Origin of the sequence: Klebsiella sp. LTGPAF-6F (assembly GCF_001753185.1) — a bacterium.
Lineage (GTDB): Bacteria > Pseudomonadota > Gammaproteobacteria > Enterobacterales > Enterobacteriaceae > Klebsiella > Klebsiella michiganensis.
In genome coordinates, this window is sequence record NZ_CP017450.1 from 4,936,787 (window position 1) to 4,963,083 (window position 26,297).

General features: G+C 53.2%; 25 protein-coding genes and 1 pseudogene. 5 read left to right on the plus strand and 21 right to left on the minus strand.

Translation table 11 applies throughout. From position 1 onward, the window contains the following. The first annotated feature begins 58 nt into the window (after window positions 1-58). The gene (locus BJF97_RS23055) at window positions 59-775 is read left to right on the plus strand and encodes a FadR/GntR family transcriptional regulator (protein ID WP_014226558.1); all 717 of its coding nucleotides are present in this window, start codon (window positions 59-61) and stop codon (window positions 773-775) included. Window positions 776-848: 73 nt separating this feature from the next. On the opposite strand, the gene fucO is transcribed toward BJF97_RS23055, so the two are convergent. After that, on the minus strand, window positions 849-2,000 hold the full coding sequence (fucO, locus tag BJF97_RS23060; protein WP_014226559.1) for a lactaldehyde reductase: 1,152 nt from the start codon (window positions 1,998-2,000) through the stop codon (window positions 849-851). Window positions 2,001-2,370: 370 nt separating this feature from the next. Between fucO and BJF97_RS34410 the strand changes: the two genes are divergently transcribed. Next, entirely contained in the window at window positions 2,371-2,607 is a 237-nt protein-coding gene (locus BJF97_RS34410; RefSeq protein ID WP_125908604.1) for a hypothetical protein, read from the plus strand. Between the two features lie 291 nt (window positions 2,608-2,898). On the opposite strand, the gene BJF97_RS23065 is transcribed toward BJF97_RS34410, so the two are convergent. Then, window positions 2,899-3,210 carry a FaeA/PapI family transcriptional regulator gene (locus BJF97_RS23065; RefSeq protein ID WP_014226560.1) on the minus strand — a complete coding sequence of 104 codons (312 nt, stop codon included), beginning with the start codon at window positions 3,208-3,210 and terminating at the stop codon, window positions 2,899-2,901. Between the two features lie 171 nt (window positions 3,211-3,381). On the opposite strand from BJF97_RS23065, the pseudogene BJF97_RS35540 reads away from it, so the two are divergent. From BJF97_RS35540 to BJF97_RS23080, 3 genes and pseudogenes are all read left to right on the plus strand, one after another. Then, a pseudogene (locus tag BJF97_RS35540) lies at window positions 3,382-4,124 on the plus strand (winged helix-turn-helix domain-containing protein). Further along, window positions 4,117-4,602, plus strand: coding sequence for a hypothetical protein (locus BJF97_RS23075; protein ID WP_032694643.1), 486 nt, complete (start codon window positions 4,117-4,119; stop codon window positions 4,600-4,602). Before BJF97_RS35540 ends, BJF97_RS23075 begins: the two are co-directional and overlap by 8 nt. A 38-nt stretch (window positions 4,603-4,640) precedes the next feature. Continuing rightward, a complete protein-coding gene (locus BJF97_RS23080; RefSeq protein ID WP_223239320.1) occupies window positions 4,641-5,837 on the plus strand; it encodes an HD domain-containing protein in 1,197 nt (398 codons plus the stop codon). A 25-nt stretch (window positions 5,838-5,862) separates the two neighbouring features. On the opposite strand, the gene BJF97_RS23085 is transcribed toward BJF97_RS23080, so the two are convergent. From BJF97_RS23085 to BJF97_RS23175, 19 genes are all read right to left on the minus strand, one after another. Further along, a complete protein-coding gene (locus BJF97_RS23085; RefSeq protein ID WP_032694644.1) occupies window positions 5,863-6,594 on the minus strand; it encodes an SDR family NAD(P)-dependent oxidoreductase in 732 nt (243 codons plus the stop codon). Window position 6,595: 1 nt separating this feature from the next. Further along, window positions 6,596-6,847: an acyl carrier protein gene (locus BJF97_RS23090; protein ID WP_004853570.1), complete on the minus strand. Its 252-nt coding sequence runs from the start codon at window positions 6,845-6,847 to the stop codon at window positions 6,596-6,598. A 16-nt stretch (window positions 6,848-6,863) separates the two neighbouring features. Further along, entirely contained in the window at window positions 6,864-7,658 is a 795-nt protein-coding gene (locus BJF97_RS23095; RefSeq protein ID WP_032694645.1) for a MaoC/PaaZ C-terminal domain-containing protein, read from the minus strand. Then, on the minus strand, window positions 7,655-8,908 hold the full coding sequence (locus BJF97_RS23100; protein ID WP_014226566.1) for a beta-ketoacyl-[acyl-carrier-protein] synthase family protein: 1,254 nt from the start codon (window positions 8,906-8,908) through the stop codon (window positions 7,655-7,657). Before BJF97_RS23100 ends, BJF97_RS23095 begins: the two co-directional genes overlap by 4 nt. Beyond that, window positions 8,895-10,292, minus strand: a complete 1,398-nt coding sequence (locus BJF97_RS23105; RefSeq protein ID WP_032694646.1) for a TolC family protein — start codon at window positions 10,290-10,292, stop codon at window positions 8,895-8,897. The genes BJF97_RS23100 and BJF97_RS23105 overlap by 14 nt, the downstream gene beginning before the upstream one ends. Continuing rightward, window positions 10,289-12,232, minus strand: coding sequence for an ABC transporter permease (locus BJF97_RS23110; RefSeq protein WP_070083007.1), 1,944 nt, complete (start codon window positions 12,230-12,232; stop codon window positions 10,289-10,291). Before BJF97_RS23110 ends, BJF97_RS23105 begins: the two co-directional genes overlap by 4 nt. Further along, window positions 12,232-13,392, minus strand: a complete 1,161-nt coding sequence (locus BJF97_RS23115) for an efflux RND transporter periplasmic adaptor subunit (protein ID WP_014226569.1) — start codon at window positions 13,390-13,392, stop codon at window positions 12,232-12,234. Before BJF97_RS23115 ends, BJF97_RS23110 begins: the two co-directional genes overlap by 1 nt. Next, window positions 13,389-15,500 (minus strand): peptidase domain-containing ABC transporter, encoded by a 2,112-nt coding sequence (locus BJF97_RS23120; RefSeq protein WP_032694648.1) that lies wholly within the window; start codon window positions 15,498-15,500, stop codon window positions 13,389-13,391. The genes BJF97_RS23115 and BJF97_RS23120 overlap by 4 nt, the downstream gene beginning before the upstream one ends. 9 nt (window positions 15,501-15,509) lie before the next feature. Next, window positions 15,510-16,460, minus strand: coding sequence for an ABC transporter (locus BJF97_RS23125; protein ID WP_032694649.1), 951 nt, complete (start codon window positions 16,458-16,460; stop codon window positions 15,510-15,512). 2 nt (window positions 16,461-16,462) lie between these two features. Continuing rightward, on the minus strand, window positions 16,463-17,131 hold the full coding sequence (locus BJF97_RS23130) for a DsbA family protein (RefSeq protein ID WP_032694650.1): 669 nt from the start codon (window positions 17,129-17,131) through the stop codon (window positions 16,463-16,465). A gap of 70 nt (window positions 17,132-17,201) precedes the next feature. Continuing rightward, window positions 17,202-17,408: a DUF4762 family protein gene (locus BJF97_RS23135; RefSeq protein WP_014226573.1), complete on the minus strand. Its 207-nt coding sequence runs from the start codon at window positions 17,406-17,408 to the stop codon at window positions 17,202-17,204. A 104-nt stretch (window positions 17,409-17,512) separates the two neighbouring features. After that, complete coding sequence (locus BJF97_RS23140) at window positions 17,513-18,184, minus strand: transcriptional regulator (protein ID WP_014226574.1); 672 nt, start codon at window positions 18,182-18,184, stop codon at window positions 17,513-17,515. Between the two features lie 22 nt (window positions 18,185-18,206). Then, on the minus strand, window positions 18,207-18,755 hold the full coding sequence (locus BJF97_RS23145; protein WP_014226575.1) for a fimbrial protein: 549 nt from the start codon (window positions 18,753-18,755) through the stop codon (window positions 18,207-18,209). A 9-nt stretch (window positions 18,756-18,764) separates the two neighbouring features. Beyond that, window positions 18,765-19,817, minus strand: a complete 1,053-nt coding sequence (locus tag BJF97_RS23150; protein ID WP_032694651.1) for a fimbrial protein — start codon at window positions 19,815-19,817, stop codon at window positions 18,765-18,767. After that, a complete protein-coding gene (locus tag BJF97_RS23155; protein ID WP_004137363.1) occupies window positions 19,817-20,446 on the minus strand; it encodes a fimbrial protein in 630 nt (209 codons plus the stop codon). The genes BJF97_RS23150 and BJF97_RS23155 overlap by 1 nt, the downstream gene beginning before the upstream one ends. Before the next feature lie 18 nt (window positions 20,447-20,464). After that, entirely contained in the window at window positions 20,465-21,208 is a 744-nt protein-coding gene (locus BJF97_RS23160) for a fimbrial biogenesis chaperone (protein ID WP_032694653.1), read from the minus strand. A gap of 25 nt (window positions 21,209-21,233) precedes the next feature. Next, window positions 21,234-23,702: a fimbria/pilus outer membrane usher protein gene (locus BJF97_RS23165; protein WP_014839357.1), complete on the minus strand. Its 2,469-nt coding sequence runs from the start codon at window positions 23,700-23,702 to the stop codon at window positions 21,234-21,236. Between the two features lie 75 nt (window positions 23,703-23,777). Then, the gene (locus tag BJF97_RS23170; protein ID WP_014226579.1) at window positions 23,778-24,332 is read right to left on the minus strand and encodes a fimbrial protein; all 555 of its coding nucleotides are present in this window, start codon (window positions 24,330-24,332) and stop codon (window positions 23,778-23,780) included. Window positions 24,333-24,411: 79 nt separating this feature from the next. Continuing rightward, entirely contained in the window at window positions 24,412-24,951 is a 540-nt protein-coding gene (locus BJF97_RS23175) for a fimbrial protein (protein ID WP_004124241.1), read from the minus strand. Between the last annotated feature and the right edge of the window lie 1,346 nt (window positions 24,952-26,297).

The window sequence follows — 26,297 nt, forward strand, 5'->3', positions numbered from 1 at the left end:
TCTTAAAAGTGAATGTTATACAATGCTGCAATTCTCAGCACTCTACCGGACAGCGATCTTGAGCATAAAATCCATTCAAAAACAGAACGTTGTAAATGAAATTTATGATCAGATCAGCGCAAAGCTGCTGGATGGGAGCTGGCCGCCGGGTAGCCGCCTTCCGTCTGAAGCGGAGCTGACCGCTTCCTTTAACGTTAGCAGGGTCAGCGTGCGCAGCGCTGTCCAGCGCTTTCGCGATCTCGGCATCGTCGTCACTCGTCAGGGGAGCGGTAGCTACGTAAGCGATCACTTTACGCCGCAGATGCTGAGCAACGATCCTCGTCCCATCATGCATCTTAGCCGCGAAGAGTTTCACGATATGATGATCTTCCGCCAGACCGTGGAGTTCAAATGCGTGGAGCTGGCCGTTACTCATGCCACGGAAGAGGACATTCTTGAGCTCGAACAGGCGCTCAACAATATGCTGATTAACAAAGGCGACTACAAAAAGTATTCGGAGGCAGACTACGCTTTCCATCTGGCTATCGTCAGGGCCTCACACAACAGCGTCTTTTATAACGTAATGAATTCAATAAAAGATATTTATTACTATTATCTTGAGGAGCTGAATCGCGCGCTCGGTATCACCCTTGAGAGCGTAGAAGCCCATATCAAAGTCTACATGTCGATAAAAAATCGCGATGCCAGTACAGCAGTGAAAGTACTTAACGAAGCCATGTCGGAGAACGTTACCGCCATTGATAAAATTAAGTCTTCAACCAGCAGCAACAATTGATTAATCGCCCTCCCCTCTTATTACAACTTTCCGTTGCCGGTATCGCTACCGACAACGGCGGTTTTATAGTGCGTTAGAAAATTGCCCGATACAGCGCTTTAATCTCTTCCAGGTTAGTGTCACGCGGGTTGCCGCCGGTGCACACATCCGCCAGAGCCGCCGCCGCAAGGGCATCAATATCCTCTTCTTTCATACCGACATCGCGCAGGCGCGCCGGGATATTGACGTCGCGATTCAGCTGCGCCACCGCCTCAATGGCTGCCTGACGCGCTTCGGCAATCGGCAGGGTTGACGCCTGCTTGTTGCCGAGGGCCACCGCGATGTCGCGATATTTTTCGCCAGTATATTCGGCGTTGTAGGCCATGATATGCGGCAGCAGCACCGCGTTAGCCACGCCGTGCGGCGTACCGTAGAATGCGCCCAGCGGGTGGGCCATACCGTGGACCAGCCCCAGACCAACGTTTGAGAAGCCCATTCCGGCAATATACTGCCCCAGCGCCATCCCTTCCGCGCCCTGCGCCTCGCCCTGAACGGAAGCACGCAGCGAGCGGCCAATCACCTCGATAGCCTTCAGATGCAGCATGTCGGTGAGTTCCCATGCGCCTTTGGTGATGTAGCCTTCAATCGCATGGGTTAGCGCGTCGACGCCGGTCGCCGCCTTCAGGCTGGCCGGCATGCTGCTCATCATGTCGGCATCGATGATCGCCACTACCGGGATATCGTGCGGGTCGTAGCAAACAAATTTGCGCCGATTCTGTACGTCGGTAATCACGTAGTTGATGGTGACTTCGGCTGCCGTACCGGCGGTGGTTGGGATGGCAATCATCGGCACGGCGGCGTTTTTCGTCTCCGCCCCGCCTTCAAGACTGCGGACGTCGGCGAACTCCGGGTTATTAATGATGATGCCTATCGCCTTACAGGTATCCTGCGGTGAGCCGCCGCCGATAGCGATCAGGTAGTCGGCGCCCGACTGTTTAAACGTCTCTACGCCCTGCTGCACAACCTCAATCGTGGGGTTCGGGACCACTTCATCAAAAATGCTGTAAGGCAGCCCGGCTTCGTCGAGAATAGCAAAAACTTTTGTGGCGACGTTAAAACGAATCAGATCCTTATCCGTGACCACCAGCGCTTTTTTGAAGCCGCGTTTTTTAACTTCATCAACGATACAGCGAATCGAACCTGGGCCAAAATACGAGGTTTCGTTTAAAATCATTCTGTAAGCCATTTGTGCTCCCTCAATTCGAGTGTTTGATAACCATAATATTTAGCCCTACAGTAACGTGACTGGCGCAGCCATTTTATTAATTCATATCAATTAACACCCTAATTGCCCGGCACGCTGTTGCAGTTAATTAACCCATCGCACATTAGTCATGAGATCTGTCCAGCATACTGGACATCAGCGAGCATCAACTTTAATGACGCCCAGGGACACCAACAGTAATATATACCCGTCATACTTCAAGTTGCTTATGTGCTGGCTACGCTCATTCCCCCCAGTCACATAGTTATCTATGCTCCTGGGGACTCACTCCCTTGCCGCCTTTAAGCAACTCGAATTATTTAGGGTATAGACCTGAGAAAGATATTATCTCATGATGGATATTATTGAACTGGATCACATTATTTTATCTTTTACTGCCGATACGCATTCGTATAGCCAAAAAGGTATCTCTGCAGAAGCACAACAGAAACAGGAGGGACTCATGACGCTTAAGCCGGCGCACGTTAGAAACTGCCTTCGATTATTCTCTATACCTCTTTCTTATCCGTCTCCTTATCTCGCCGCCCGCCAACATCAAGTGCATCAGATGGTCATATCGTCGACTTAACACTTTAGAAACAAAAGCATCATTTCCTCAACAAAGCGGCCATCCCAGGCCGTTGGCTATCGATTAAAAACCTCTAATAAGAATTATCTGTCATTATTCATAATTGCTTATCGGCCTGTCGATAGCAAAACATCTTTTTCTTAAGAGTCGCGAGCTCTCATTATTAAGAATATTCTCTATCATTTGCGAGATATTAATTGTTAAAAATCTAAAAACATAAAAAAAACAGTCAAGATCTCTATCTTTATTGCAAACAACATTACCTCTTGTTAATATGGCCCTTGACATATATTATTTATTATAAAAATACCATTTATGATGCTTATTAATTTTTATTCTAATCACCTGACCATACTTCTCCAACGGCAGCAGTAAATGTCTGACTTTATAAATTGACATTTCGCACTTGTCCGCTAACTCACGAGTAAGTAACCCTTCAGGTTCATGTTCTTTTAATACATAAAGAATATACTCCTGCTCTGGTACGATTACCCCGGCGAATTTATTGATGCCCATTGAATTCATCAATACTCGTAAATTCTCAACTGCGGTTACAGAATTTTGATGCGAATGCGGTGTACAGGACGAAAATGAAATCTTCATGAGTCAGCTCCTTCTGTCATTAAGTACACGGCAGTATGGATTGACCCTACGAAAACGGCAACATTAGCTTTAAATTTCAACTTAAACAGTACATTTATCTGAAATTCACTTTTTTTTATGATAAAAACCCTGATATAAAGAGTGAATTTTTAATTCCGTGCGGAGATAAAAATGCGGTTCGATATAGAGGGATTTATTACATTTGATACTGAGGAAGCATCCCTGGTCAATCTGTTGACCGGTGATTGTATTGAACTCTCTGCTACTTCCACTCGCCTCCTGACCAATCTGTTACAATACCGTGGGGATATTATCTCTCGCGTTGACATTTTTCAGTCGGTGTTTGAAAAATATGGCGCCAGACCTTCTAATAGCAACCTGAATCAATACATCTCAACGCTGCGTCGCAGCCTTGCGGATCTGGGCGTTGAGAAAAATGTGATTATTACGGTACCGCGAATTGGCTTTAAAATTTCTGAGGAAGTCATTATCACCAGCGACAATGATTACTCCTCCTCTTTCACTCTCCCGACGCTGGCCCCCAGAACTTCCCAGACGTAGTTTGCTGTGGCAACACCGCAAAGTCGCCATTTTATTTATCCCGTTGGTGATAGCTTTGATGCTGCTTTCACAGTTTTTTACCCATCAAAAACAGTCCCCTACAGCGATTTTTACTCAGGATAAATGTATTTTTTATGGCGCAGGAGCGCTACGCGCGGGGGGAAATACTCAGAAATAAAAAGCTGTTCCCCTCGGGGCTCGATTGTTCTACACCCAAGAAAATTTATCTTTTCAACCGTCAATTAAATCAGGAACAGGACTTAGGTATTTATATGGATATATTCATACTCAAATGCGATATGAAGTACCAGCAGTGCCACAGTTACTACTATAAGGAAATAAAAAATGCGTAAATACGCTTTTATCGCGCTGGCCTGTACGCTAACGCTGGCATTAGCTTCCATCCTGTACATTTGTTTCAACAGCCATGACGCTTTCTCCTGTAAATCACAATACGATCTTACAGAGGAAATAAATGAGAATGTTCTCCGCTCCCAGGGCTTGCTATCCGCTGAGTTTTCCAACCATCATCTTATAATCAACCTTGAGGGATTGCTCACCAGCGCGGGAGATAAATACATTGTCTCGCGCACCCTCTCCATCACATTAAAAAAAAGCGCCGCTGCAGAGCATCTTTTTTATATTGCTGATTCGCAAACCACTCGCCACAACGGTGATAATACGCCTGATAACATCGCGCAAAAAATCCTCTTTGACAACCAAACTAATGATAGAATCATCTATATCAATCGCGTTAATGATGATACTATTTTATTCGGTAACCAAACGTTCCCACAATATGGTTGCCAGCGTCAAAAAAACAATCATTGATTGAGATTCATCTCATTAATTTTAATTACAAAGATATCATGACGATACATTTACTACCGACGTTAGCCAGCATCGCTAATATCATTGATATGATTAACCCACGGCTAAATCTGCACCATGTCAGAACGGCGTTTATCGCATCGCATCTGGCAAATTTAGTCAATTTTTCTGCGGCCCAGCGGCGTAAAACCATTCTCGCCGCTCTTATTCATGATGTCGGCGGATTAAATGAAAAGTCGCGCCTTGAGCCGCTCAACTACATCGATAATGAACATAATAATCACGCGCTAATCGGCAGCGAGTTGCTTAGCCGAATTCCGCTGTTTCGCCCGCTCAACAGAATCGTTCGCTATCATCACACCCGCTGGCGCAACGGTCTGGGGCGTTATATTGAAGGTGAGCGGGTACCCGAAGAGAGCCATCTGCTCTTCTTCGCTGACCGGCTGGATGTACTTTATTGCGAGCACCGTACCGACCATAGCGCCTTTTTAAGCAACAAGCTGGTCGACATCGTTGCTGCCGGAGCTAATATTTTTTATAAACAGGAGTATATTCAGGCCTTCAGAACGCTCTCCGCCGATGACCATTTCTGGTCTGTCATGGCATCCACCGACTATCGCGATTACATTAACGCGATCTCCGGCGTTCATAACGACACCCTCTCTTTACACAACCTCCGCGATATTGCTGAGCTGGTCTCTTTTATTATCGATCAATTCAGTCAGCAGACGCCCTGGCACTCCGCCGCCGTCGGGCACATTGCCGGTTATCTGGCGACAAAAATAGAAATGAGCGCGACGCAAGCGCTGAAAGTAGAAATTGGCGGGTTACTGCATAATATTTCCTGTCTGGATCATAGCCCGCCGTCAAAACGCGTTGGTGCGTCAGACAACGCCCGGCACACGCTTTATCCTATTGAAGGTATTGATGATATTTCTGAGTGGATGGCCATGCAAAATGGCCCCGCGCCGCTTCAATTACCCGAGGAAATCCTTACGCCAGAAGCCGTGCTTATCGCGGTGAGCCGACGGGTGGTCCATGCGCTAAATAGACCGAAAGCGGAAGAGAAGTCGCTGGCGCAGTTAATAAAAAATAACCCGGGAGAGGAAATTCCCCCGTTTATGTTATCCCTGATTGCCCAATATTCCCCACAAATTATCCAGGTCTATCGTGCAACCGCTGGCGAAATACAGGCGTTAATGAATCGCATTGCGCAACTCACGCATTCCCTTTAGAGGCTAACCCGGCCTAATCACAGACTCAGGCGCTCAATCCGCCGTCCAGAACCAGGGTTTGCCCGGTCATATACTGGCTCCCCTCACCGATTAAAAACGCCACCGCCTGCAGCACATCATCCGTTTCGCCCAATCGGCGTAGCGGTATCGCCTGGCGCATCTCTTTTAATTTTTGCGCGGGTATCTCTTCCAGCATCTCCGTACGGATCAGGCCCGGCGCCAGGCAGTTAACCCGAATGCCGAAACGCCCGACCTCCAGCGCCAGCGAGCGCGCAATACCGCTCATCGCCGCTTTACTCGCGGCGTACGCCGTCTGCCCCACGTTGCCCTTTAACGCGCTGACCGACGACATCATCACGATGGAGCCCCGCCGCTGCGTGAGCATCGCCGGCAGCAGCACCCGGTTCCAGTTCATCATCGCGATCACATTGGTGTCCAACACTTCGCGCCAGAGCGCGGCGTCCTGATGAATATGCAGGCCATCGCGAGCTATCCCGGCATTGTGAATAATCGCTTCCGGCGCCCCCCGCTCGGCCAGTAGCGCCTGCGCAAGCTGTTCAACCCGCGACGCGTCGTTGCCGTCGCAGACGTATCCCTGCACCCGGTGGGCGGAGTTTTCGCTCGCCGCCCGGGTGGCGTTAATCGCAGCCTCATCGCGGCCGGTAAAGACCACGTTCCCGCCTTGCGCCAGGCCGGTGACCAGCGCCCGGCCGATACCGCGGCTGCCGCCGGTCACTAATATCCATTGTTGCGTCATATCAGTTACCTGACTCTTTGCTGATGTGCTGACACAGTTCGCCCAGGGTGATCCCCGGATTGTGAATAAACCAGTCCGCCTCCAGGGTGATATTGAATTCACGTTTTGCCAGCACCATGAGCTCGACGTAGTCCAGGCTATCTAATTTCAGTCGAACCAGCGGCGTATTCTCATCAATCTCATCCGGTTCCAGGTCTTTCGCATCGCAAATCATTTCACATACTTTTTGCAGAACTTCATCATAGGCAGTCATAAATTATCCTTAATTATCAATTAGGCACGGGGCCAACTTTTAGCGTGACCACGTTGGTTATTATCAGGTTATCCAGCTGCGCCGCCGCGGCGATGCGCACCAGCGCCCCCTGTTCGACCTGGCCCACCACCAGCGAGGGCAGCAGCCAGAGCGACAGAGATTCGGGCCAAATCGGCGTCGCTTTGCCCGCGAGACGAGCATCAAACACCACCTCCTGGTGGGTTTGCAGCACCGGATAGCGGGTAAATATTTGCTGCAACGAGGTTTCCCCCGGCCCAAGCAGGGAGGCGATACTCTCCTGGCGCAGCAGCGCGGGATCGCCAATCAGCTGGCGGAACAGCAAGGCGTCAAGAAACTGCCACTGCGCCAGGTCGGGCCAGGCGGCGTTGAAGCACGACTGCAGCTCGCGTAGCGTCTTTGGCGCAATCGTGCAGGGCTGTTTACCCACCAGCGATTCCGGCCCGGCCGCCGTGCTCATCTGGCAGGAGAGGCAGAGTTCGCCATTGTGCGGATTGCTGACCGAAGTGGCGGACAAAAGGCGATTTTTGGCTACCCCGGGCGTTAACAGCCAGTCGGTATCGCACCATATTGGCCTGCGCAGGCGAACCTGGCATTTTACGTAACGCTCAGGGCGGTACAGCCGGGAGTGGGCATCGCGCTTCACGTCGAGCAGCGCGCGCATTCCGTGGACGCTCAGCTGTCCCGCGCCCATCTCGCGCGCTGCCGCGAGGTCGAAGTGAATAGGGTTTTCGTCGCCGGAAAACGCCGCCCACTGCTGCGCGTCGGCAAGGGTGTAGTGCAGCAGCGTCACGCGTGTTTCTCCAGCACCAGCGCGGCGTTCGCGCCGCCGAAACCAAAGCTCAGATTCAGCGCCCGATGTATCTCCCCCTGGCGGTGCCCTTCGGCGATATAGTCAAGATCGCACTGCGGGTCAGGCTGGGTTAAATGGGCCGTCGCGGGCAGGATCCCCGCCGCCATCGCCTGCAGGCAAACAATGGTCTCGAAGCTCCCTGCGGCGGCAATCAGATGCCCGGAGTAGGCTTTGGTGCTGGAAATCGGGATACGGTACGCCTCGTCGCCCAGCGCCTTTTTCAGCGACTGCGTTTCGTTGAGATCGTTGAGCGGCGTGGAGGTGCCGTGGGCGTTGATATAATCGAGGTCGGCAGGCTGGAGATCTGCGCCGCGCAGCGCCCAACGGATGGTCTGCTCGCGGGCTACGCAGTCCTCCGCCGGGGAGGTAAAATCCACCGCGTCGGAGAAATTAGCATAGCCGGTGACCTCCGCCAGGATCGTCGCCCCGCGCGCGAGGGCGCTCTCGCGCTCCTCCAGGCACAGCACCGCCCCGCCTTCCGAAAGCACGAACCCGCTGCGCTGCAGGCTGAACGGACAGCTGGCCCGCTCCGGCGACTCCGTTTCCCGGCTCAGCGCGCCGAGCACATCGATATTCCAGATCGCGCAAACGCTGTTTAGCGATTCCCCGGCGCCGGCGAGCAGCATGCTGGCGCGGCCAAAGCGAATCGCATCATAGGCCTCGCCGACAGCGATAGTGCCGGTGGCGCAGGCCGCGACCGGGGTATTTTGATAGCCGCGCAAATTCCACAGCTGGCTACAGGCGGCGGTGCTCACGTTGGGCATGGAAAAAAAGCAGCTAAAGGGCGAGGAGACGCCGGTTTTCTCAAACTCGGGTACCGCCAGATAGCTTTCATCCAGCCCTGCCCAGCCGGAGCCGATGATGGCGCCGCACATTAGCGGGTCATAAAACGCCGTGGGAGCTTCCCCCGCAAAGGCCATCGCCACCGCTTCCCGCGCGGCGGCCAGCGCCAGGCGCGCGTGACGCGGCAGACGCCGACGAATCGCGGCGGGAACCCCCTTAAGGCTGGGTTCATTCGCCACCTGACCGATAAAATGCGTGTGAATACCGTTCGCGGAGAGATCCACATAGCGGTAGCCGCGTCGATAATCCATGATGGCCTGCCAGCTTTCGGCGGCGCTATCGCCGAGGGGAGTCACCGCGCCATAGCCGGTTATCACCACGCGATAAGGGGAGTTACTGTGACTCATTCTGGGAAGTCCTCTGTTGCGGGTTAATGCCTCCCTGCGCCAGCCAAAGCTGCAAAGTGGCATAAAGATAGTCGTACTGGTTCTGCGCCAGGCTGTTCTGCACATCAAGCAGCGCGTCCTGGGCGTTCAGCAGAGTCTGATAATCCACCGCTCCTGAGCGGTAGCGGCTCCCGGTGAGCGCCAGACGCTGCTCGCCCAGCTGTAGCGATTGCAGCAGACGATCGCGCTGCTCGTCGGCGTTAAGCCGCTTCTCCATCGCGTTGTCCACCTCCGACAGCGCGGTATAGGCGGTGCGGCGAAAGTTCACCGCCTCCTGCTGTACCTTCACGCTGGCCTGCTCCACGGTGAGCTGTACCGTGTTCCACTGGATAAAGGGCGCGGAAACGCTGCTGCCCACGGTGCGCAGCGGGTCGTTAAACCACTGGTGAAAGAGCTGGCTTCCGGCGCTTAGCGTTCCCTGCAGCGAGAGCGTGGGATAGAAGCTCACCCGCGCGGCGTCTGAGCCCGCCAGCGCCGCCCGCAGGCGGGATTCCGCCGCCTGCAGGTCCGGCCGGCTGGCGAGCGCGGCCAGCGGCGTGGCGTTGGCAATGGCGATATGCTGACGTACATCCAGCGCGGAGGACTCATCGGTGTGCTGGGCCGGCGGTCTGTTGAGCAGCAGCGCCAGCGCGTTACGGGAAATCGCCCGCTGCTGCTTCAGGCTCAGCAGCTGATTCTGCCGGCTGATGACCGTCTGTCGCGCCTGCAGCACATCAAGCAGTCCCACTTTCCCCGCTCGCTGCCAGGACTCAATCTGCGCCAGCGTCTGCCTGGCGATATCCAGACTCGCCGCCTGATACGTCATTTGCTGGTTCAGCAGAGCGATGTTCCAGTACAGCTGCGCGGTGGTGTCAATCGTCGACAGGATCGTCGCCCGGTAGTCCTGCTCGCTGGCTATCGCCTCCCATTCGCTCTGCTCCCGGATCCGCGCCAGCTTGCCCCACAGATCCAGCTCATAGCTCAGGGACAGTGAGGCGCTGTAGCTCTCCTGCGAACCGCCGCTGTTGAGCGGTTTTGAGTTACTGCCGGAGCCGTTGAGGCTCGCGTCGGGGCTGATATTGGTCCGGGTGAGCCCAGCGGAAATACGCGCCTGCTTAAGGGTTAAGGCGGCAGCGGCGAGATCGTTATTGCTTTCCAGCACCTGCCCCACCACCCGCGACAGACGTTCGTCGCCGAAACGGTCCCACCAGCGCTGCGCTTTCTCCTGCGAGCGCGCGATGCTGTCTCCCTCCGTCCGCTGCCAGTTCTCCGGCACCGACAGCAGCGGGCGCTGATAATCGCTGCGGGTTAAATTCCCGCAGCCCGTCAGCAATACAATTAACGGTAATAAAGTCAGCGGTCTCATTCGCGGGCCAGCGCCTCCGTCAGGTTCAGTCGCGCCGCGCGGCGCGCTGGAAAATAGCCAAACGTCAGGCCAATCAGGGCGGAAAAACCGCAGGCCATCGCTACCGGCAGCCAGGTGAAGACCATGGAAAACTCCTGCGTCAGCAGGGCAAACAGGTTACCGGCGGCCCAGGAGCCCAATACCCCCGTCAGCCCGCCGAGCGCGCAGATCATCACCGCCTCAATTAAGAATTGATGCATGATGTCGCTGGGGCGAGCGCCGACCGAAAGCCGGATGCCAATCTCATGGGTGCGTTCGGTAACGGAAACCAGCATGATATTCATGACGCCAACGCCGCCAACCAGCAGCGAGATGGCGGCAATCGCGGTGATCAGCAGCGACATGGAGTCAGAGGTTTTTTGCAGCGCGTTGGCGAGCTGTTCGTCGGTCTGGACAAAGAAATCTTTTTTGCCGTGCTCGCGGATAAGATGCCTTTCCGCCCGTCGCGCCGCGTCCTGCGGCGACAGCGTTTCCTGAAAGCGCAGCGTGAGCGCCTCCAGCGGTTTGTCCCCGGAAATCCGCTGCAATAAAGAGGTATAGGGGATCCAGGCCGACATAAATCCGCTGACCACCTTCGGTCCCGGCTTGCTGGCGATGCCGATCACCCGCCACGGCGCGCCGGCGATTTGCACAATTTTACCCAGCGGATCTTCATTACCGGGAAACAGCGTCTCTTTGCTGGTTTCATCCAGCACCAGCACCGGTTCACGATCGTCGACATCGCGGTGGGTAAAACCGTTGCCGTGAAGGAAACGAATGCCCTGCAGCGAGAAATAGTCGGCGGAAACCCCGGAAAGAATAATCGAGGAATCAAACCCCTGGCGCACCGCGGTCGTCATGCTGGAGACGATCGGCGACACCCCAAGCGCCCACGACTGTTTGCCGAGGCTGGCGATATCATCCAGCGACAGCGCCCGCTCCATATCCGGACGCTTGCTGCCCCAGCCGGTGCCGGGGCGGATTTCGAGCGTGGTATTACCCAGCTTGCCAATCTCGTTCATGATGCTCTGCCGGGCGCCTTCTCCCACCGCCATGGAGGAAACCACGGACGAAATGCCGATGATAATCCCCAGCATCGACAAAAAGGCGCGCATACGATGCCCCAGCAGCGACCGCCATGCCATCCGTACCGACTCTCCGATACTGCGCGACAGCGAGGCCCGGCCGTTATCCTGTACCGCGGGCAGCCGCGGAATGCCGCGATTATCACGCGCGCCGTGGGTGCTGTCGGCGACCACCTGCCCATCGCTGATCTCGACGATCCTCTGGGCCTGCTGCGCTACCTCGCGATCGTGGGTCACGATAATTACCGTATGCCCGTCAGCGTTCAGCTGGTGCAGAACATCCATCAGCGCCCGGCCGCTGACGCTATCCAGCGCCCCGGTGGGTTCATCGGCGAGAATAATCTGCGCGCCGTTGATCAGCGCCCGACAGACGCTGACCCGCTGCTGCTGGCCGCCGGAAAGCTGCGCGGGTTTATGCGCCAGGCGCGCGTCAATGCCCAGCTTTTCCGCCAGCAGCGCAATGCGCGCCTGGCGCTCAGCGGCAGGCATCGCGGTATAGAGCGCAGGGATGGCAATATTCTCTTCCGCCGTCAAATAAGGCATCAGGTGATAGCGCTGAAAAATAAATCCCAGCCAGCGGCTGCGCAACTCCGCCAGCGCCGCGCTGTCGGCCTGATGGGTGGCGATGCCGTTGATATACACTTCACCGCTGCTGGGTTTATCCAGACAACCGATAATATTCATCAGCGTCGATTTACCCGAGCCGGAAGCGCCCATAATCGCCACCATCTCGCCGGGCATAATGGTCAGAGAGATGGATTTCAGCACCGGAATCAGTTGCGTCCCGGCAACAAAATGACGCGTGACGTTGTTTAGCAAAATTAACGGCTCAGCCATCAGACGGACCCCGCATCCTGCGGGATCACCACCCGCTCACCGGGCTGTAATCCTTCAAGAACCTGCGCATACTGGCGGTCGTTAATCCCGATGCGGATGGTGCGCTCCTCGCTGCCGTTCTCCTTTTGCACCACGACCAGGTAGCGCTCATCGCCGAGCGAACGCCCCAGCGCGGCAACCGGCACGCGCAGCGCATCTTTCACCTGCGCGATGCGGATAAACACCTGGGCGGTCATCGAGGTTTTCAGCAATCGCTGGCGATTATCCACCTCGAAGGTGCCGTTATAGTAAATGGCGCTGCTCTGCTGGTTACCGGCAGACGCGCCGGCGTTTTGTTCCTCCAGCGCCTCCTGCGGCGCGGGCTGGACATAGCCAAGCTCCCCTTCATAACGGGTTTGCGGGTCGGCAATGACGTAAAACCATAGCGGCTGTCCCGGATGGATTTTCTGGATATCGGCTTCGGAAATGCGGGTTTGGACCTGGACTTTATCGAGATCGGCGAGCACCAGAATCGTAGGCGCAATTTGCGAGGAGACGATGGTTTGCCCTTCACGGGTCACGATGCCCAGCACTTCGCCATCCATAGGCGCGAGAATGCGGGTATAGCCGAGGTTGGCGTTAGCGGTCTGCACGCTCATTTCCGCCTGCACAATCTGCGCCTCATTCACCGCTATCTGCTGAACCTGCGCGGCATACTGCGCCTGCGCCTGTTCGAGGTCGCTGCTCACGCCGGAGCCGTCGCGGCTCATGGCCTGCTCGCGCGCCAGCGCTTTACGGTACTGCACCAGCGTGGCCTCAGAGGCCTGCTTTTGCGCTCTGGCGCTGGCCAGCTGCGCGGTAGCGTTGCGTAAGTCGGAAAGCTGCAGCGTCGGGTCGATTTCGGCTAACAGCTGCCCTTTGCGCACCCGCTCGCCCTGGCGCACGTACAGCTTACGCAGCTGGCCGCTGACCTGCGCGCCGACGCTCACCTGGACGGCAGGTTTGATAATCCCGCTCGCCAGCACGACCTTTTCGATATCCCCGCGATCGAGCGTAACGGTATCAATCGACTCGGCCTGTGCCGGAAATGAGCGCTGATAATAGACGGCGGCAACAATGGCCAGCATAGCGACCAGCGCAAACAGCCACGTTTTACGGCGGCGTAAAAATGCTCTTCTCATTGCTCCACCTCTCCCTGTGTGATATCGCGCAGCTTGCCTTTCTTCAGGCGATAAACCCGCGTGAAGTGATGCAGGATCTGCTCGCTGTGGGTCACGACGATCAGCGTCTTGCCCTGTTCGCGGCAGTACTGGCACAGCGCGAGGATCGCCGTTTCCGCGGTTTCATCATCAAGATTGGCGGTCGGTTCGTCGAACAGCAGTATGGGCCGGGTGCTGTAGAGCGCCCGCGCCAGCATCAGCCGCTGACGCTGGCCTAAAGAGAGCGCCGAGTGGCTCTCGCGGATCAGCGCTTCCATTCCTCCCGGCAGCGCCTGAACCACCGGCCCCAGCGCCATTTTTTCGACCAGCGCCTCCACTCGCCCGCGATCGCTGTCGCTGTACCACGGGTCAAACAGGGTGATGTTTTGCAGCACCGAGGCGTTGAACAGGATGTCTTCCTGACTCTGTAGCCATACCTGCGACGCCAGCTGCTGCGCGCTCACCTCGTCGTTGTTCAGCAAAATTCGCCCATGCTGCGCGGAAAAAAGCCCTGCCATCAGCCGCAGCAGGGTGCTTTTTCCGGCGCCGGAATCACCCACGATCGCCAGCCGATCGCCGGGCTCCAGGATGAGATCAACGGCATTGAGTACCGGACGCTGCGGGTTGTAATGAAAGCTCACCTGCTCGAACGTCAGCCGCGGAACCGCTTCACCGCTGAGCGGAGCAAACTGGGGCGCAGCAGGCTCATGGCGGGTGAACAGGCCCTGCGCGCGGGTATCGATCACGTGCAGCTGTGATTTACGGATCACGGCATAAAATATCCGCGTGACGTAGGAGGTAAAAATCTGTCGTAAAAAGCTGTAGGCAAAAAAGTCGCCCAGCGAGATAAGCTTTGCGTGCACCAGCGGCAGCACCACCAGCATGAAAACCACCATCTCAAGGCTGCCGGTCAGCTGGTACAGTCCCTCTTTGACCTGCTGATAGACTTTCTGCCGCTGGAGGCAGGTGAAAAGGTCATGAGACAGACGGGCAAACTGCGCTTTACGCTGCGTCTCCAGTCCGGCGGTCTTGATGGTTAACACGCCCTGAAGCGTTTCCATAAAAAAGTCATTCAGCGTCGCGCTTTTCAGCTGCAGCTGCTGCGTATACCAGCGGTCGCGAAAAATGGCCCAGACGCTAATCAGCCCCATCGCCACAATACCCACGGCGGAAATCAGCGCCAGCACCGGGGAGATCCAGAACATAATGCCGATCGCGATAACGCAGATGATCCAGTCCGAGCGGAGCCCGTTATCCAGTTCGATTTTTTGCAGCATCCCGCCCTGCCAGGCGATAAAACGGCTGAAAACGTCCCCCGGCGCGCGTTTTTCAAAAAAACGCAGCGGATTATTCAGCAGGCGGGAAAAACCGATATCGCTTTTAAGCAGGACAAAGCGGCGAATAAATCGCTCGCTAATCACCCTGACGCCCAGCGCCAGCAGCGTGGATACAACAAAGGCGAGGATGAACCATAAATAAGGAAACTGCGTATTCTGAACGTCAGAGAAGGCCTGGTTGATCGCCCGGCTGACCATCGTCGGCATTAAAAACAGGGTGAGCGACACCAGGAAGGTCAAGAGCATCAGCTTATAAATGCCCGGAACCGCCGCGGTCTCCTTCAGGCTCATCGTCCGCGGCATCTCCTGCTGCGCGCCGGTAATAACCGGGTCCGGGCCGGCAATCGCGCCGGGCGACTCTTCAAGGATCAGCGCATAGCCGCTAATCTCTTTTTTTAATGCCGAGAAAGGCAGCCACTGCTGGCCAATCGCCGGATTCATGACGCAGACGTAATCCCCTTTTCGCCAGGCCAGCAGAACATAGTGGCTGGCGCCGTAGTGCAAAATGGACGGGAACGGCAGCGCATGAAGCTCAGCGTGATCGAACAATACCGGCGCGGTGGCAATGCCGAGCTGCTGCAGAATAACGGATAAATCGCTCAACGATGTCCCATGATCGGATGCCGGGAAAATTTCCCGCAAAGCCGGCAGCGAGCACGGAATATTCTGGGTTTGCGCCAGCATCGCAATACAGGAGAGGCCGCATTCATTGGTCTCTTCCTGGAAAACCATATCAGGAATAATCTTTTTCATGATGATGCATCAGTGATTAATAAAATAGAGCGAATGGCTGTGCCACAAAAGCCAATCCTGCGGATAGTCACGCAGGGTGTTTTCAATCATCGTCGGTAGCTTTGCCGCGACCTCTTTTGGCCTCAGCGGAGAATAGATCTTTATTTTTATCCCGTGCTGATAATAGAGGTGATAAAAAACCACCTGCGCCGATACGATGCGAGAAAACCGCTGTACCCCGCTATGTAATTTTGCCGGGCGGCCAAATATCCGGCAGCTTATTTTCCCGGACTGCGCTTCCGGGGTCTGCACGGTGTAATCGGCAGGAATGTCGGGAAAAATAATCATATTTTCCCGCCCTGCCGATACATTGGTCATTAACGCCATAAGCTCGCTAGCCAGCGATGTATTATCCTGGTGGATTGAGCAATAAGAGAGCGCGACGCCGCCCATTTTTCGGCTGGCGACGGTGTAGCTTTCCGCGCTGGAAGAGACCACTACGCTGGCTTTGCCCGGCGTCACGCCGGCCCCGACCATCGCCGCTAAGATATCGGAAACGCAGTGCAGCGGCGCAAGGACGACCGGCGTCTTTTGCGCCGCCAGGGGAGCGACAACGGCGTCAAGCTCTCGCGTGCATGCCTGCATCTGGGCCAGGGTGGCCGGGTGCTGTCCCCAGGTCGCCCCTGTCTCCAGCAGCTGGCGACGCATGGCTATCCATCCGGCATCAATTCGGCCCTCGACGCCCGTCAGGCAGCGGTAGTTTTGCGTCGCCACGGCGCTGCGGCCACGGTACTGTCTCCCCAGCAGCCGCAGCCGACACAGCGCGCGAACCGCCAGCAGCAGCAGCGGCATCGGGGTAAAACGCATGACTCTACGCACCGCTTTTTGGCCGTAGCCGGTAAGAGGCCGGTAGCGCCAGCTCAGCTGCGCGGACCATTTTCTTACGCTGAAGACGCTCCAGACGATGAGAAAGCGCGCCACGCTTACTCCTTATCCTGGGTTAACAGCTGGCGCAAATAGTCGGCAAATTCAGGAAACTGACGATCCTTCGCCACTACGTATTTTTTATTAACAATAAACAGCGGCGTCGCGTTAATGTCATAAAGTTCGGTGATTTTCGCCATATATTCCAGACGCTCGGCGACGGCCTGACTTTGGCGTAGCTGATGGTATTTATCGACATCAATACTATTCTTTTTCAGCCAGCCATTAAGCGTTTCCTCATCGGCTAAATTAATCCCGCGGGTCATTACCGCGTTAAATGCCTGGTCGCGCGTCTGGCGCTCAATACCCATGACTTCAAGGGTCGCAAAAACCGGCGCAAAGACCGCCAGGCCGTTATTCTCGCCAGTAATATGGATAACTTCAAAGGTGCTATCCGCGGGTAGCGTGGCGGCGAATTTTTCGATCTCTTCCTCGTTCGATGCGCAGTAGTGACAGCCATAGGACATCACTTCAATAATGCTTTTCTCATTTTTTATTGGGCTACTGGCAACGGTTGCGCTGTCAATTTCCCGCAGGGCGGAAGGCTGACTGCTATCCAGTGAAAATGTATTAAACACAAATATGTGATAGCACAGCACGGTAATTAGCGACGAAATTAACGCCACCAGAAACGTATAGCCAACGGCGGTAATAGGTTTTATCTTCATTTGATACCAGGCTCGCGAAAATAGCGGAGAAATACATGGAGGGTTCCCCCTCCATGTATCACATCAGTGATTAATAACGGGCGCTATTTGGCACGACGCACATGCTGTCCGGCGCATCTTTCATGCTAACGGTTGAACCGTGCTTATCCGTACAGGTGGTCACTTGTTTACAGGTAGAAACACCGCCAACGACCACTGTCTCGTAAGAGCTTGTGCAAGTTTCCTTGCAGCAGCCGCCAATAATAGTTGACGCTTCAATCATACTTAATTTTTGCATTTGTTAGATCCTTAACTATTTATATTGAAATGTATTTTTCTTACACTTACCTACTGGCTTAGCTATCTGCCAGTAATTCTGTCGATGTTAGACTTTGTATGCTGTTATACGCAGGGGGTGGCGACGATACATTTGAAAATATTAAACAGCTCTACGTTATTTTTAGCGTTTAACTTTTTCATCAGGCCCCGTTTGCAGCGGCTCAGTCGACGAACATCAATTTTTTGCTCAGAGGAAATTTGCGACAATGACTTCCCTTTGAATATTTCTTCCATTAACCACCAGTCATCGCTGGAGATACTGTTATTAAAATCCCGGGCTAACCACTTCTGTCGGGTATAATTAATTAGCGAGCGGCTATAAAATATTTTCTTTGCCACCATCGAATCAGCGCCTTCAATGAATTTAAAAAAGTTCTCCAGCGACTCATTTTTTAATAACCAGCTCGCCTCCGGGAGCAGCGAATGCAGCGCAAAAAACAGAGAAATATTATTTTCTCCTAATAAAATCACCAGCTGCTGATTTTCCCGGCAGTAGTACTCTTTAATGGTATATAGCGCATTAAAGCGTTCGTCCGGCAAACTGTCGACATCGCAGAGCACCCAGCGCAGCTCCTCTTTCTGCTTCGGCAGACGCAGCGTATTAATCAGCTGAGAGAACTGGTCGAGCCTTGAGAAAGCGCAGTCGCCGTCATGCGCGGCAAGATCGTCAACCAAAGAACGTACGCCTTCTGAGAAAAAGATATTTTTATCGTAGAGAAAGAAACGGCGGCTCATTTATCATCATCCTTGATCTATTCTACTGGTAATTAAGGGTGTAATACGCTGTTGCCTGGAAGGCACCGGTCTGCAAGGTTTTGTTACTCAAGGCGTCCGGTTCCCCTTCAACAAAAGCTTTAAAATTTAACTGCATGGTGGCATCGGAAATGGCGACCGCGGTTGTTGGCGTATTGAGTGAAATCGCCGTGCCGTTACTCTCTTCAAAACCAATGCCAATACCGCTGGCGGAATTTGGCGCTACCGGCGTAATCGCCAGACGGTCGCTCATATTGGCATTTTCCGTCCCGCTAAAGGTTACGGTAACGGAATTAAAAACATCGGTACTGCAATCCTTAAGCTCAATCACAAACGCTTTGGGCTGTGATTTGCTCTCCGCATAGAGCGTACGGGTTGAAATCTGGCCAAAATCCACGGCGATATTTTTGGATGAAGGAACGATACTGCAGCCATGGGCCGCGACGGTGCCTTTGAAGGTTAAGTCGCCGCCGATCAGTTCCCCACTGGCGTACGCCGGCGTGGCCGCCGACAGTAAGCCCAGAAGTACCATAGATGCGATAAATTGACGCATGCTGCCCCCTTACTGAAACTCAGCGACCACGGTGGCCGATGCCTGGAAATCCCCTTCGAGAACGTTGGTCCCGGCATTGGCAATCGGCGCGGCGGTGAGATTCCAGGTTCCCTGATTATTATTAAAACCCGGCACGTCATAAAATCTATTCGCGGCCACTAAACTGCCGCCTGAATCTTTCAGAATAATGCCAAGATTGGATCGATCGACGGCGCCGGTGGTCCCTAAATAATCGCTATTAAAACTGGCGGTATTGGCCTGCTGAATACCCAGGCGAATATTTAAATTACCGTTCGCGAAACTTCCCCCTTCGCATTTCACCTGAATAGGCACGGACCGGCTGTAATTATTGCCATTTAGCAGCGAACCCGAACTGGGGATGGTATCAAAATCAACGACGATCGGTGAACCTGAGTTAACAATACATTTATCCGGAACGGTAATGACCCCGGAATTAATCGAGACAATCGACATTGGAGTGCTGCCCATTCCTGAGCTATAGTTCCCCAGGCGGCCGTAAAGCTTGGCGATTTCTGTACCCAACAGGTTAACGCCGTTGACAATAGGCTTAGTAATCATAAACGTTACCCGCCCCTTGGCGCCGGACTCAAAGTTATTAAATTGGGTGGTTGGCGGAACGCATTTATTCTGAAAAGCGTTATTCGATTCATTATAAAAAGGCACCGCAAAATAATCCATGCGCTTACCATGGATATAAATTTCAATTTTTACATCCATATAATCATTGAGCTTTAAATAGCCCGGCGCGCTTCCCTGCTGCATCAGCGAGGCGGTCGCAGAGTAATAAATCGCCTGATTTTCCATAGGAATGGTACAGCTGGCTATACCAGAATATTGCCCACCCAATGAAAATTCATAAGGAATCGTTGCCCCAATGCTGTTATTGGTAATATCCTGATTGACCACGTCAATATTATACATTTTAGGTCCGCCGACCGGCGTAATTTCCCCTTCAATCGCCGCGCTGGCGTCAAGGGATAATAAGCCGCCGCAGAGTAAAAGCGTGACGTAAGATTTTCGCCCGATAACCATCATCGTCATCAGAGATACTCCATTTTTAAACGCAGCAGTCCGCTAAAGTTGCCCGCGGTCACGTTTCGTCCGGTTGACTCCAGCACGGCAATAAACGTCAGGCTGCTATCGCCGGTTTTCACAATAAACGGCGGCTGCGTTTGATTAATATCCAGCGCCCGCTCTTTGACATCCAGCAGGCGAATACCGGCTCCTGAGATGCTGCCGGTCAGGCGCAGCAGCTGGCGATTATGTTCATCCGATTCGCCGATAAAAGTGAGCTGAACCGCCTGCTCGCCGGTGGTGTAGAGATGCTTGCTGCTGCCCGTCGTCCGTGAGGCGATGCTGTCGCGCGCCTGTGAGGCGCCTTTCAGGCAATCTCTGAGTTCGACGCGAACCAGCACCGGCTGGCTCCGGTCGCCGGCCTGATGAAAACGGCGGGCGCTGATTTCACCCATCTCAATAATCTGCAGGCGGCTCTGCGGCGCCAGCACGCAAGGCGAGGCATAAACGGAGCCATTGAATATCACGTTACCGCCATCTTCCCCCTGATGATCCCGGTTATAGTGCTGTGGCTGTAGCGGAATATCAGCGTCGGCCAGCGCTGGCATACTGATACCGAATACAAACAGTGCTAATAGCGATAGACGCGTTTTCATCATCAGGTTCCTCTTTAATTACCCTTGCTGCGATGGCGGCAGCGCTTTACAGGTATTTCCTTCACAGCGATATTTCAGCTCCGGATGACCGCCATAATCGTTCACATACATCATGGCGAAATCTCGCACACCGCCGTCGGTTACGCTGAACTCCATGCTGGACTTCGGCGCAATCATAATCCCCGGAAACTTAGTGATTTTTTCACCCTTAACGCGGGACAAGCTAATAATGGTGATGTAATGGGGCGTCGGGTTTTGCGCGGTCATCTTATTGCCGCTCTTTTGAAAGACGACCTGGTCCTGCCAAATCTCGCTTTTGCTTTTGGGAATAATGGCCGTCGGGCGGTAAAATAATTTAATCCGCGACTGCATGGCTAACTGCAGGACATTCGCTTTATCCGGCTTGGGCGGGATTTCGCGCACGCTTAAATAAAACAGGCTTTCCCGATCCTGCGGCAGCTGGTTAATACCATCAGTTTTGGTGACCCGTGCCACCCCTTTTTGCCCGCCGTTAATCCGCTGTAAAGGCGGCAGCACCACCAGCGGAGAGGTAATCTTGTTGCCCTTGCTGTCCTCAACCCACGATTGCGCGAGGAAAGGAATATCCGGGCTGGTGTTGGTTAAATTCGCGCTCGCCGAGCTGTCTTTACCGGTGATGATAAGACGCGTGCGATCCAGCGAAACCCCTGCCTGAGCGGTACCGCTTACCGCCGCCAGCATCACAACGCCCATCCAGCAGAATTTGTTGCTTGTTATGCTCATTTTTGGCCTTTTATTACTGTCACTGTCATTTACACGGCAATAGCGCGGCTGTCGAACGACGCACGATGGTCGGCGGGATGGCAATCTGGCACTGCTTTTTCCCGCTCCACACTACGCTTAGCAGCTCCTGAGGATTAACCCCCGCCAGCCATCCCTGGCCACCTTCCATAATCATGGAGACGCTCACGCCATCGCCGTTGATAACCTCCGCGCCGAACGGTGGATAGGTACCGTCAGCCAGGCGAATAATCCCCATCATTTTTTCGCCCTTGGCCATGCCAAAGGTCTGATAGCCAATGGCGCCTTCGGTCAGCGTGGCAGTGCTGATGGCCTTTGCCGGTTCGATGGATTCCGACATCGCATCGACATCAACACGGGTATCAAAGCTGTTGTAGCTCACGATGTCCGGAATAACGGCAATGCCGAAATTGTTGGTTCTTGATTTACCGTCATTGAGCGGAACGTCGCCGATACCGTTGGTATTCACCATCACGCGCGCCGTGTTAAGCGTCGCGCCGCTGTTGTGGATCGCCGCCCCGTGCCGGGTAGCGGTAAAGCCGCCGCGCAGGGTGCTGCTCAGGGAAACGTAGTGATCCTGCTGATAGCTGGCGTTGCTGTTGATTTCGGCATACTGCGAGCGGCGCTGATAGTAGCCGTCGACGTTGGCATAGCCGCTCTGGCTCGCCCCGGCACGCAGTCGCCACAGGTTGTTGTAGTCGCTGCTGTCGGTGTACGAGAGCATCGGGCTGGTTTTGCCGTTATTGGTCTGTACATCGAGACCGCTCCATTTGCTATCGCCAACGGGAATGGAAAGCGAGAAAGCAATAGAGTCGTCTTTACGCCCTTCGTAATCGGAACGGTAGGCCGAAATATTGGTGGTGATCCCGCGAATATTACCGACGTTAAACGAGCGCCCTAACGAGATGCCGTAGCGATCCTGGCTGCTTCGATTCCAGTAATTCTGGTGGGTATAGGTCAGAAAGACGGTAGTCGCTTTGCCTGGCTCATCGGCCCAGAACGTTTTATTCCCGGTGATGGTATAGACTTCTTTTTCACGGCCAAGGCTGTCGTAACCCTCGTAACGCTCGTTGAGGTATTGCGAGAAAGAGCGGAAATCTTCCTGAGAGAAGCGATAGCCGGCGAAGGTAATTGAACTGTTATATTCGTCGAACGTTTTCGCATAGCTCAGCTTAAACGAGGTGCCTTTAAGCCGCTTCTGGTTTGACTGCTGGCTGTAGGATTCGGTGGCGTCCAGCGAGAGCGCGCCCAGTACGCTGAGATCGCGGCCAATACCGGCGGAGACCGCGGTATATTCCGCCCCTGCGCTTTGTAAACCACCGTACAGCGACCAGGCGTTGGTTATCCCCCAGGAGAAATCACCGGAAGCGAAACCTGGCCCCTGAATTTTATGGTTATAGCGGGACGGCGCGCCGACAGCCACGTTGTAACGCACGTAGCCGGGACGCGTAAGGTAAGGAATGTTGGCGGTGTTAACCTGGAACGTCGAAATGGAACCGTCCTGCTCCTCCACCTGAACATCCAGCGTACCGCGCACCGAGCTGCGTAAATCCTGAATGTTAAACGGCCCGGCGGGAACCGTCGTTTCATAAATAATGCGCCCGCTCTGCTTCACCGTCACTTTGGCGTTGGTCTTGGCCAGGCCGCGAATTTCCGGCGCGTAGCCCTGCAGGTTTGGCGGCAGCTGACGCTCATCGCTGGCGAGATTAAGCCCGGTAAAGCGCACGGTGTCGAAGACCTGAGAATCAAGGTAGATCTCCCCCGCCGTCAGCTTTGCCGCCATCATCGGCAGCGGACGGTAGGCGTAGATCTGATTCATGTCGAAATCAAATTGATGCGTCGCGCTGTAATAGCTGGTCTGATATTCGCCGCGCAAACGCCAGCCGCCGAGGTTAAACCCGGTCTGGCCGTATCCGCTCAGGGTGGTGTAATCTTCATGCATATCAAGCTGGCGGGTATATTGCCCGGTCAGACTGTAGTCGAGCAAAAACCCACCTATGCCCTGGTCCCAGCGCTCCGGCGGCGTCCAGTTCGGATCGTTGTATTTCATCCACGCCTGCGGGACGGTGATGTCCAGCACCCCGGCGTAGTTGCTGAGCGTAGCGCCAGGAAGGCTCAGCAGGTCATAGCAATCGGCAAACGGCTGTGCGACCTTTTTCTGCGCTTCTTCTTTCAACGCCAATCTGGCAAGAATTTCGCCGTTAATGCAGGCCTGGGTATGCTTCTGGTCCTTAGAAGCCAGATAACGAACCTTTTGCTGCCCCACCGCCTGGCCATTTATTTTAATATCTAATAAGTACTCGCCCGGCGGGACATAGTTGTCGGTGGCGAAACGGGTTAAATCGATATTGTCGCGATCGGCGGCATCCAGTACGTCGGTATTGAATTCCACGTCGGTTGAGGCACAAGCCATAGAAGCACAGCAGAAAAAAAGCATCTGAGAGAGGATTATTTTTATTTTTAGTTCTGCTGACATGACTATTCATCCCGAATCATTCAGTAAAATATCGTGCGCGGTAAACAAGCTACAACAGCAATAGCTGGCTTGCGTCTAGTTGTAATCCATATAAAAACGAGTGACGGCGTAAAAATCCCCAGCCTTAATATGTTGCTGAACCGGAACCAGCGAAGCGGTGAATTTCAGCGTATTATTCTCATCACTTAGCAGATATCCCGAAGAGGGTTCTCCAAAAGTTAAAACTTCCCCACGGCGATCGCGAATCTGTATACCAAACCCCTTTCCTTCCCCATCCGGAATTAATACGGTCGGGTCCTGCGATGACGCATTGCCGGTAAAAGTAATCGTGGCATAAGCACCGGGCGTTGATTGATTTTCACTGCCGTAAGACGCGCAGCCCACTAAGCGCACCAGAAAAGGCCGGACGAGCTTACCTTCTTGATCCATATTAATATCGCGAGCGGATATGTTGCCGAAATCCACCCATAGCTCCCGCGAGCTGGGATCAATATCGCAGGCGGCTGCAACCAGCTCCCCCGAAAGCGCCAGCTGTCCGGGCGTAAAATTAGTACTCGAAGCATGTCCGGAAAAGAGTAATACCGATACGAATAGCGCCATCAGTCTCTTTTTCTCTGTATCCTTAACCATACTCAGAATTCCATATTATCGGGTACACCATCCAATATCGCGGGGAGGAACCTCCCCGCGAGCGATAACTCAAAATCGATTATTGATAATCGATAGTGAAATTGATCGTTGACTGGAATGCACCCGCGGTTACGGTAGTGGTAGAACCGCTCGCTGCCGCTTCCGCTTTCAGGAAGGCCACGAAAGGAATGGTGTTAGTACCATCGACCAGGGTGACCGGCGTGGTCTGCGCGCCCCAGGTCACAGTCTGGCTAGCGCTATCTTTCAGGCCGATACCTGCACCAGATGCGGTACCAGAAGTAAAGGCAGCCAGAGTAGGATCGTTCGGGTTAACCGAAGTCGGGGTATAGGAAACAACGGCGCTGCTGGCGATGGTGGTATCGCAATATTGCAGCTCGATGTTTTTGGTTTCAGTTGCCTGACCACCGCCTTGCAGCAGGGAAACTGGAACCTGACCAAAATCAACGGTTACCGGGCTGGACGACGGCGCTAAACCACACGCGGTATTCACCAGCTCACCCTGAAGCTCAATCTGACCATTAGTGGTATCAGCCAGTGCAGACATTGAGCCGAGAGCAGCAGTTAATGCCACAGCCATAGCAACTTTATTCAGTTTCATAGAAAATTCCTGCGTTATAAATTTTTATCCTAAAGAGTAAGGAGCTATAAAATTGCTGAGTTATACTCTCATAACAATTTGCAGCCCTCCGCATCACCGAAAAATCCGTTTCAATAATTAGACTATTAATTAATATTAATAATTTAATTAAAGCCAGATCCCCTGGTCGACAAAAATACTAACAAATCATTTTTTAGGTAAAAAGAGATACATTTACAAAGGAATTAAAAAAAGATTTAACCTCGCGAACAATGCCACCATAGGAAATTAACTCGCAGAATGCTGAGATATATCCTAAAAACAAATTACGAAAGGTAATTAATAGAGGATAAACGAAAGATGTTGATGGTAAGAGAATTGTAACACAGATCACATTTTATTAACAAAGCCCCTTTTCTGCTACACGCAACGGTGAAAAGTAGACGGAATAAGGGAAATAACGCGAGGCGTACGACGCCGGTGAAAACGGATGTCTCCCCGTCTACACCATCGACCTGCATTCGCCAGTATAGCCTTTTTCCGCTGCGACCTCCTCCTCCGGCATACCGCCGCTGCTTCTTGTTTTCCTGACCTGAAGACTCCGTTATCATGCGGCTCATGAGTCAATAAACAGAAATGCACAGTTTCACGGGAACCGATGAGCGATAGCGCGACGTCATGAAAACAATAAACTCCGCTAACTCATTAAAACTTCAGAAAATGGACAGCAAAAACTGATGAGTACACTAGAGAATCTTGACGCCCACACCCCGATGATGCAGCAGTACCTGAGAAACCATCCTAATGCCATGAAAAACATACAGTAATTATCTTGTAATTTTCTTTGGTCTACGTATGAGATACATTTTTTGGACTTTAACCGGGTGTTCGAAGTCGCTTCAGATAGAAAAAGTTCTTCGACTTGGCTGGCTTCGGTAGGAGCAAGAAGCGATGGTGAGCCTTGACGGACGAAAGGCTACTTCAAAACAAAGTAACCTTTCCAATATCCCCATATATGGGGCAAGTAGTATATTAACTGCACATTGTGCAGGAGACGTATGACATAAAAACTCTTTTATTTATGGCATACTTAATAAATAACTTATTTTTTATTTATGTCAATAGGTTTTGGTTAAATATTTTTATAATAATTAATCGCCAGATTTATATTATAGCTTCGCTTGTGCAAGCGAAGATCTTATTGTTCTTTAATGAGTAATGCCAATTATAAGATAAGCAAGGGCTAACCCTACGAAGCTACTGCGTATGCTTCTTCGGGTTGACCTTGCTTTTCCGCCCTTTGGTTGGAAAAGGAAGAATAGCCACATATCCGACATTCTAATTACTTAATACTACAGCCCATAATA

Bases quoted from the DNA above. Each gene is read 5' to 3' on its own strand.
- fucO (WP_014226559.1), bottom strand. From the start codon at position 2,000: ATGGCTTACAGAATGATTTTAAACGAAACCTCGTATTTTGGCCCAGGT.
- BJF97_RS34410 (WP_125908604.1), top strand. From the start codon at position 2,371: ATGATGGATATTATTGAACTGGATCACATTATTTTATCTTTTACTGCC.
- BJF97_RS23065 (WP_014226560.1), bottom strand. From the start codon at position 3,210: ATGAAGATTTCATTTTCGTCCTGTACACCGCATTCGCATCAAAATTCT.
- BJF97_RS23075 (WP_032694643.1), top strand. From the start codon at position 4,117: ATGCGTAAATACGCTTTTATCGCGCTGGCCTGTACGCTAACGCTGGCA.
- BJF97_RS23080 (WP_223239320.1), top strand. From the start codon at position 4,641: ATGACGATACATTTACTACCGACGTTAGCCAGCATCGCTAATATCATT.
- BJF97_RS23085 (WP_032694644.1), bottom strand. From the start codon at position 6,594: ATGACGCAACAATGGATATTAGTGACCGGCGGCAGCCGCGGTATCGGC.
- BJF97_RS23090 (WP_004853570.1), bottom strand. From the start codon at position 6,847: ATGACTGCCTATGATGAAGTTCTGCAAAAAGTATGTGAAATGATTTGC.
- BJF97_RS23100 (WP_014226566.1), bottom strand. From the start codon at position 8,908: ATGAGTCACAGTAACTCCCCTTATCGCGTGGTGATAACCGGCTATGGC.
- BJF97_RS23105 (WP_032694646.1), bottom strand. From the start codon at position 10,292: ATGAGACCGCTGACTTTATTACCGTTAATTGTATTGCTGACGGGCTGC.
- BJF97_RS23110 (WP_070083007.1), bottom strand. From the start codon at position 12,232: ATGGCTGAGCCGTTAATTTTGCTAAACAACGTCACGCGTCATTTTGTT.
- BJF97_RS23115 (WP_014226569.1), bottom strand. From the start codon at position 13,392: ATGAGAAGAGCATTTTTACGCCGCCGTAAAACGTGGCTGTTTGCGCTG.
- BJF97_RS23120 (WP_032694648.1), bottom strand. From the start codon at position 15,500: ATGAAAAAGATTATTCCTGATATGGTTTTCCAGGAAGAGACCAATGAA.
- BJF97_RS23130 (WP_032694650.1), bottom strand. From the start codon at position 17,131: ATGAAGATAAAACCTATTACCGCCGTTGGCTATACGTTTCTGGTGGCG.
- BJF97_RS23135 (WP_014226573.1), bottom strand. From the start codon at position 17,408: ATGCAAAAATTAAGTATGATTGAAGCGTCAACTATTATTGGCGGCTGC.
- BJF97_RS23140 (WP_014226574.1), bottom strand. From the start codon at position 18,184: ATGAGCCGCCGTTTCTTTCTCTACGATAAAAATATCTTTTTCTCAGAA.
- BJF97_RS23145 (WP_014226575.1), bottom strand. From the start codon at position 18,755: ATGCGTCAATTTATCGCATCTATGGTACTTCTGGGCTTACTGTCGGCG.
- BJF97_RS23150 (WP_032694651.1), bottom strand. From the start codon at position 19,817: ATGACGATGATGGTTATCGGGCGAAAATCTTACGTCACGCTTTTACTC.
- BJF97_RS23155 (WP_004137363.1), bottom strand. From the start codon at position 20,446: ATGAAAACGCGTCTATCGCTATTAGCACTGTTTGTATTCGGTATCAGT.
- BJF97_RS23160 (WP_032694653.1), bottom strand. From the start codon at position 21,208: ATGAGCATAACAAGCAACAAATTCTGCTGGATGGGCGTTGTGATGCTG.
- BJF97_RS23165 (WP_014839357.1), bottom strand. From the start codon at position 23,702: ATGTCAGCAGAACTAAAAATAAAAATAATCCTCTCTCAGATGCTTTTT.
- BJF97_RS23170 (WP_014226579.1), bottom strand. From the start codon at position 24,332: ATGGTTAAGGATACAGAGAAAAAGAGACTGATGGCGCTATTCGTATCG.
- BJF97_RS23175 (WP_004124241.1), bottom strand. From the start codon at position 24,951: ATGAAACTGAATAAAGTTGCTATGGCTGTGGCATTAACTGCTGCTCTC.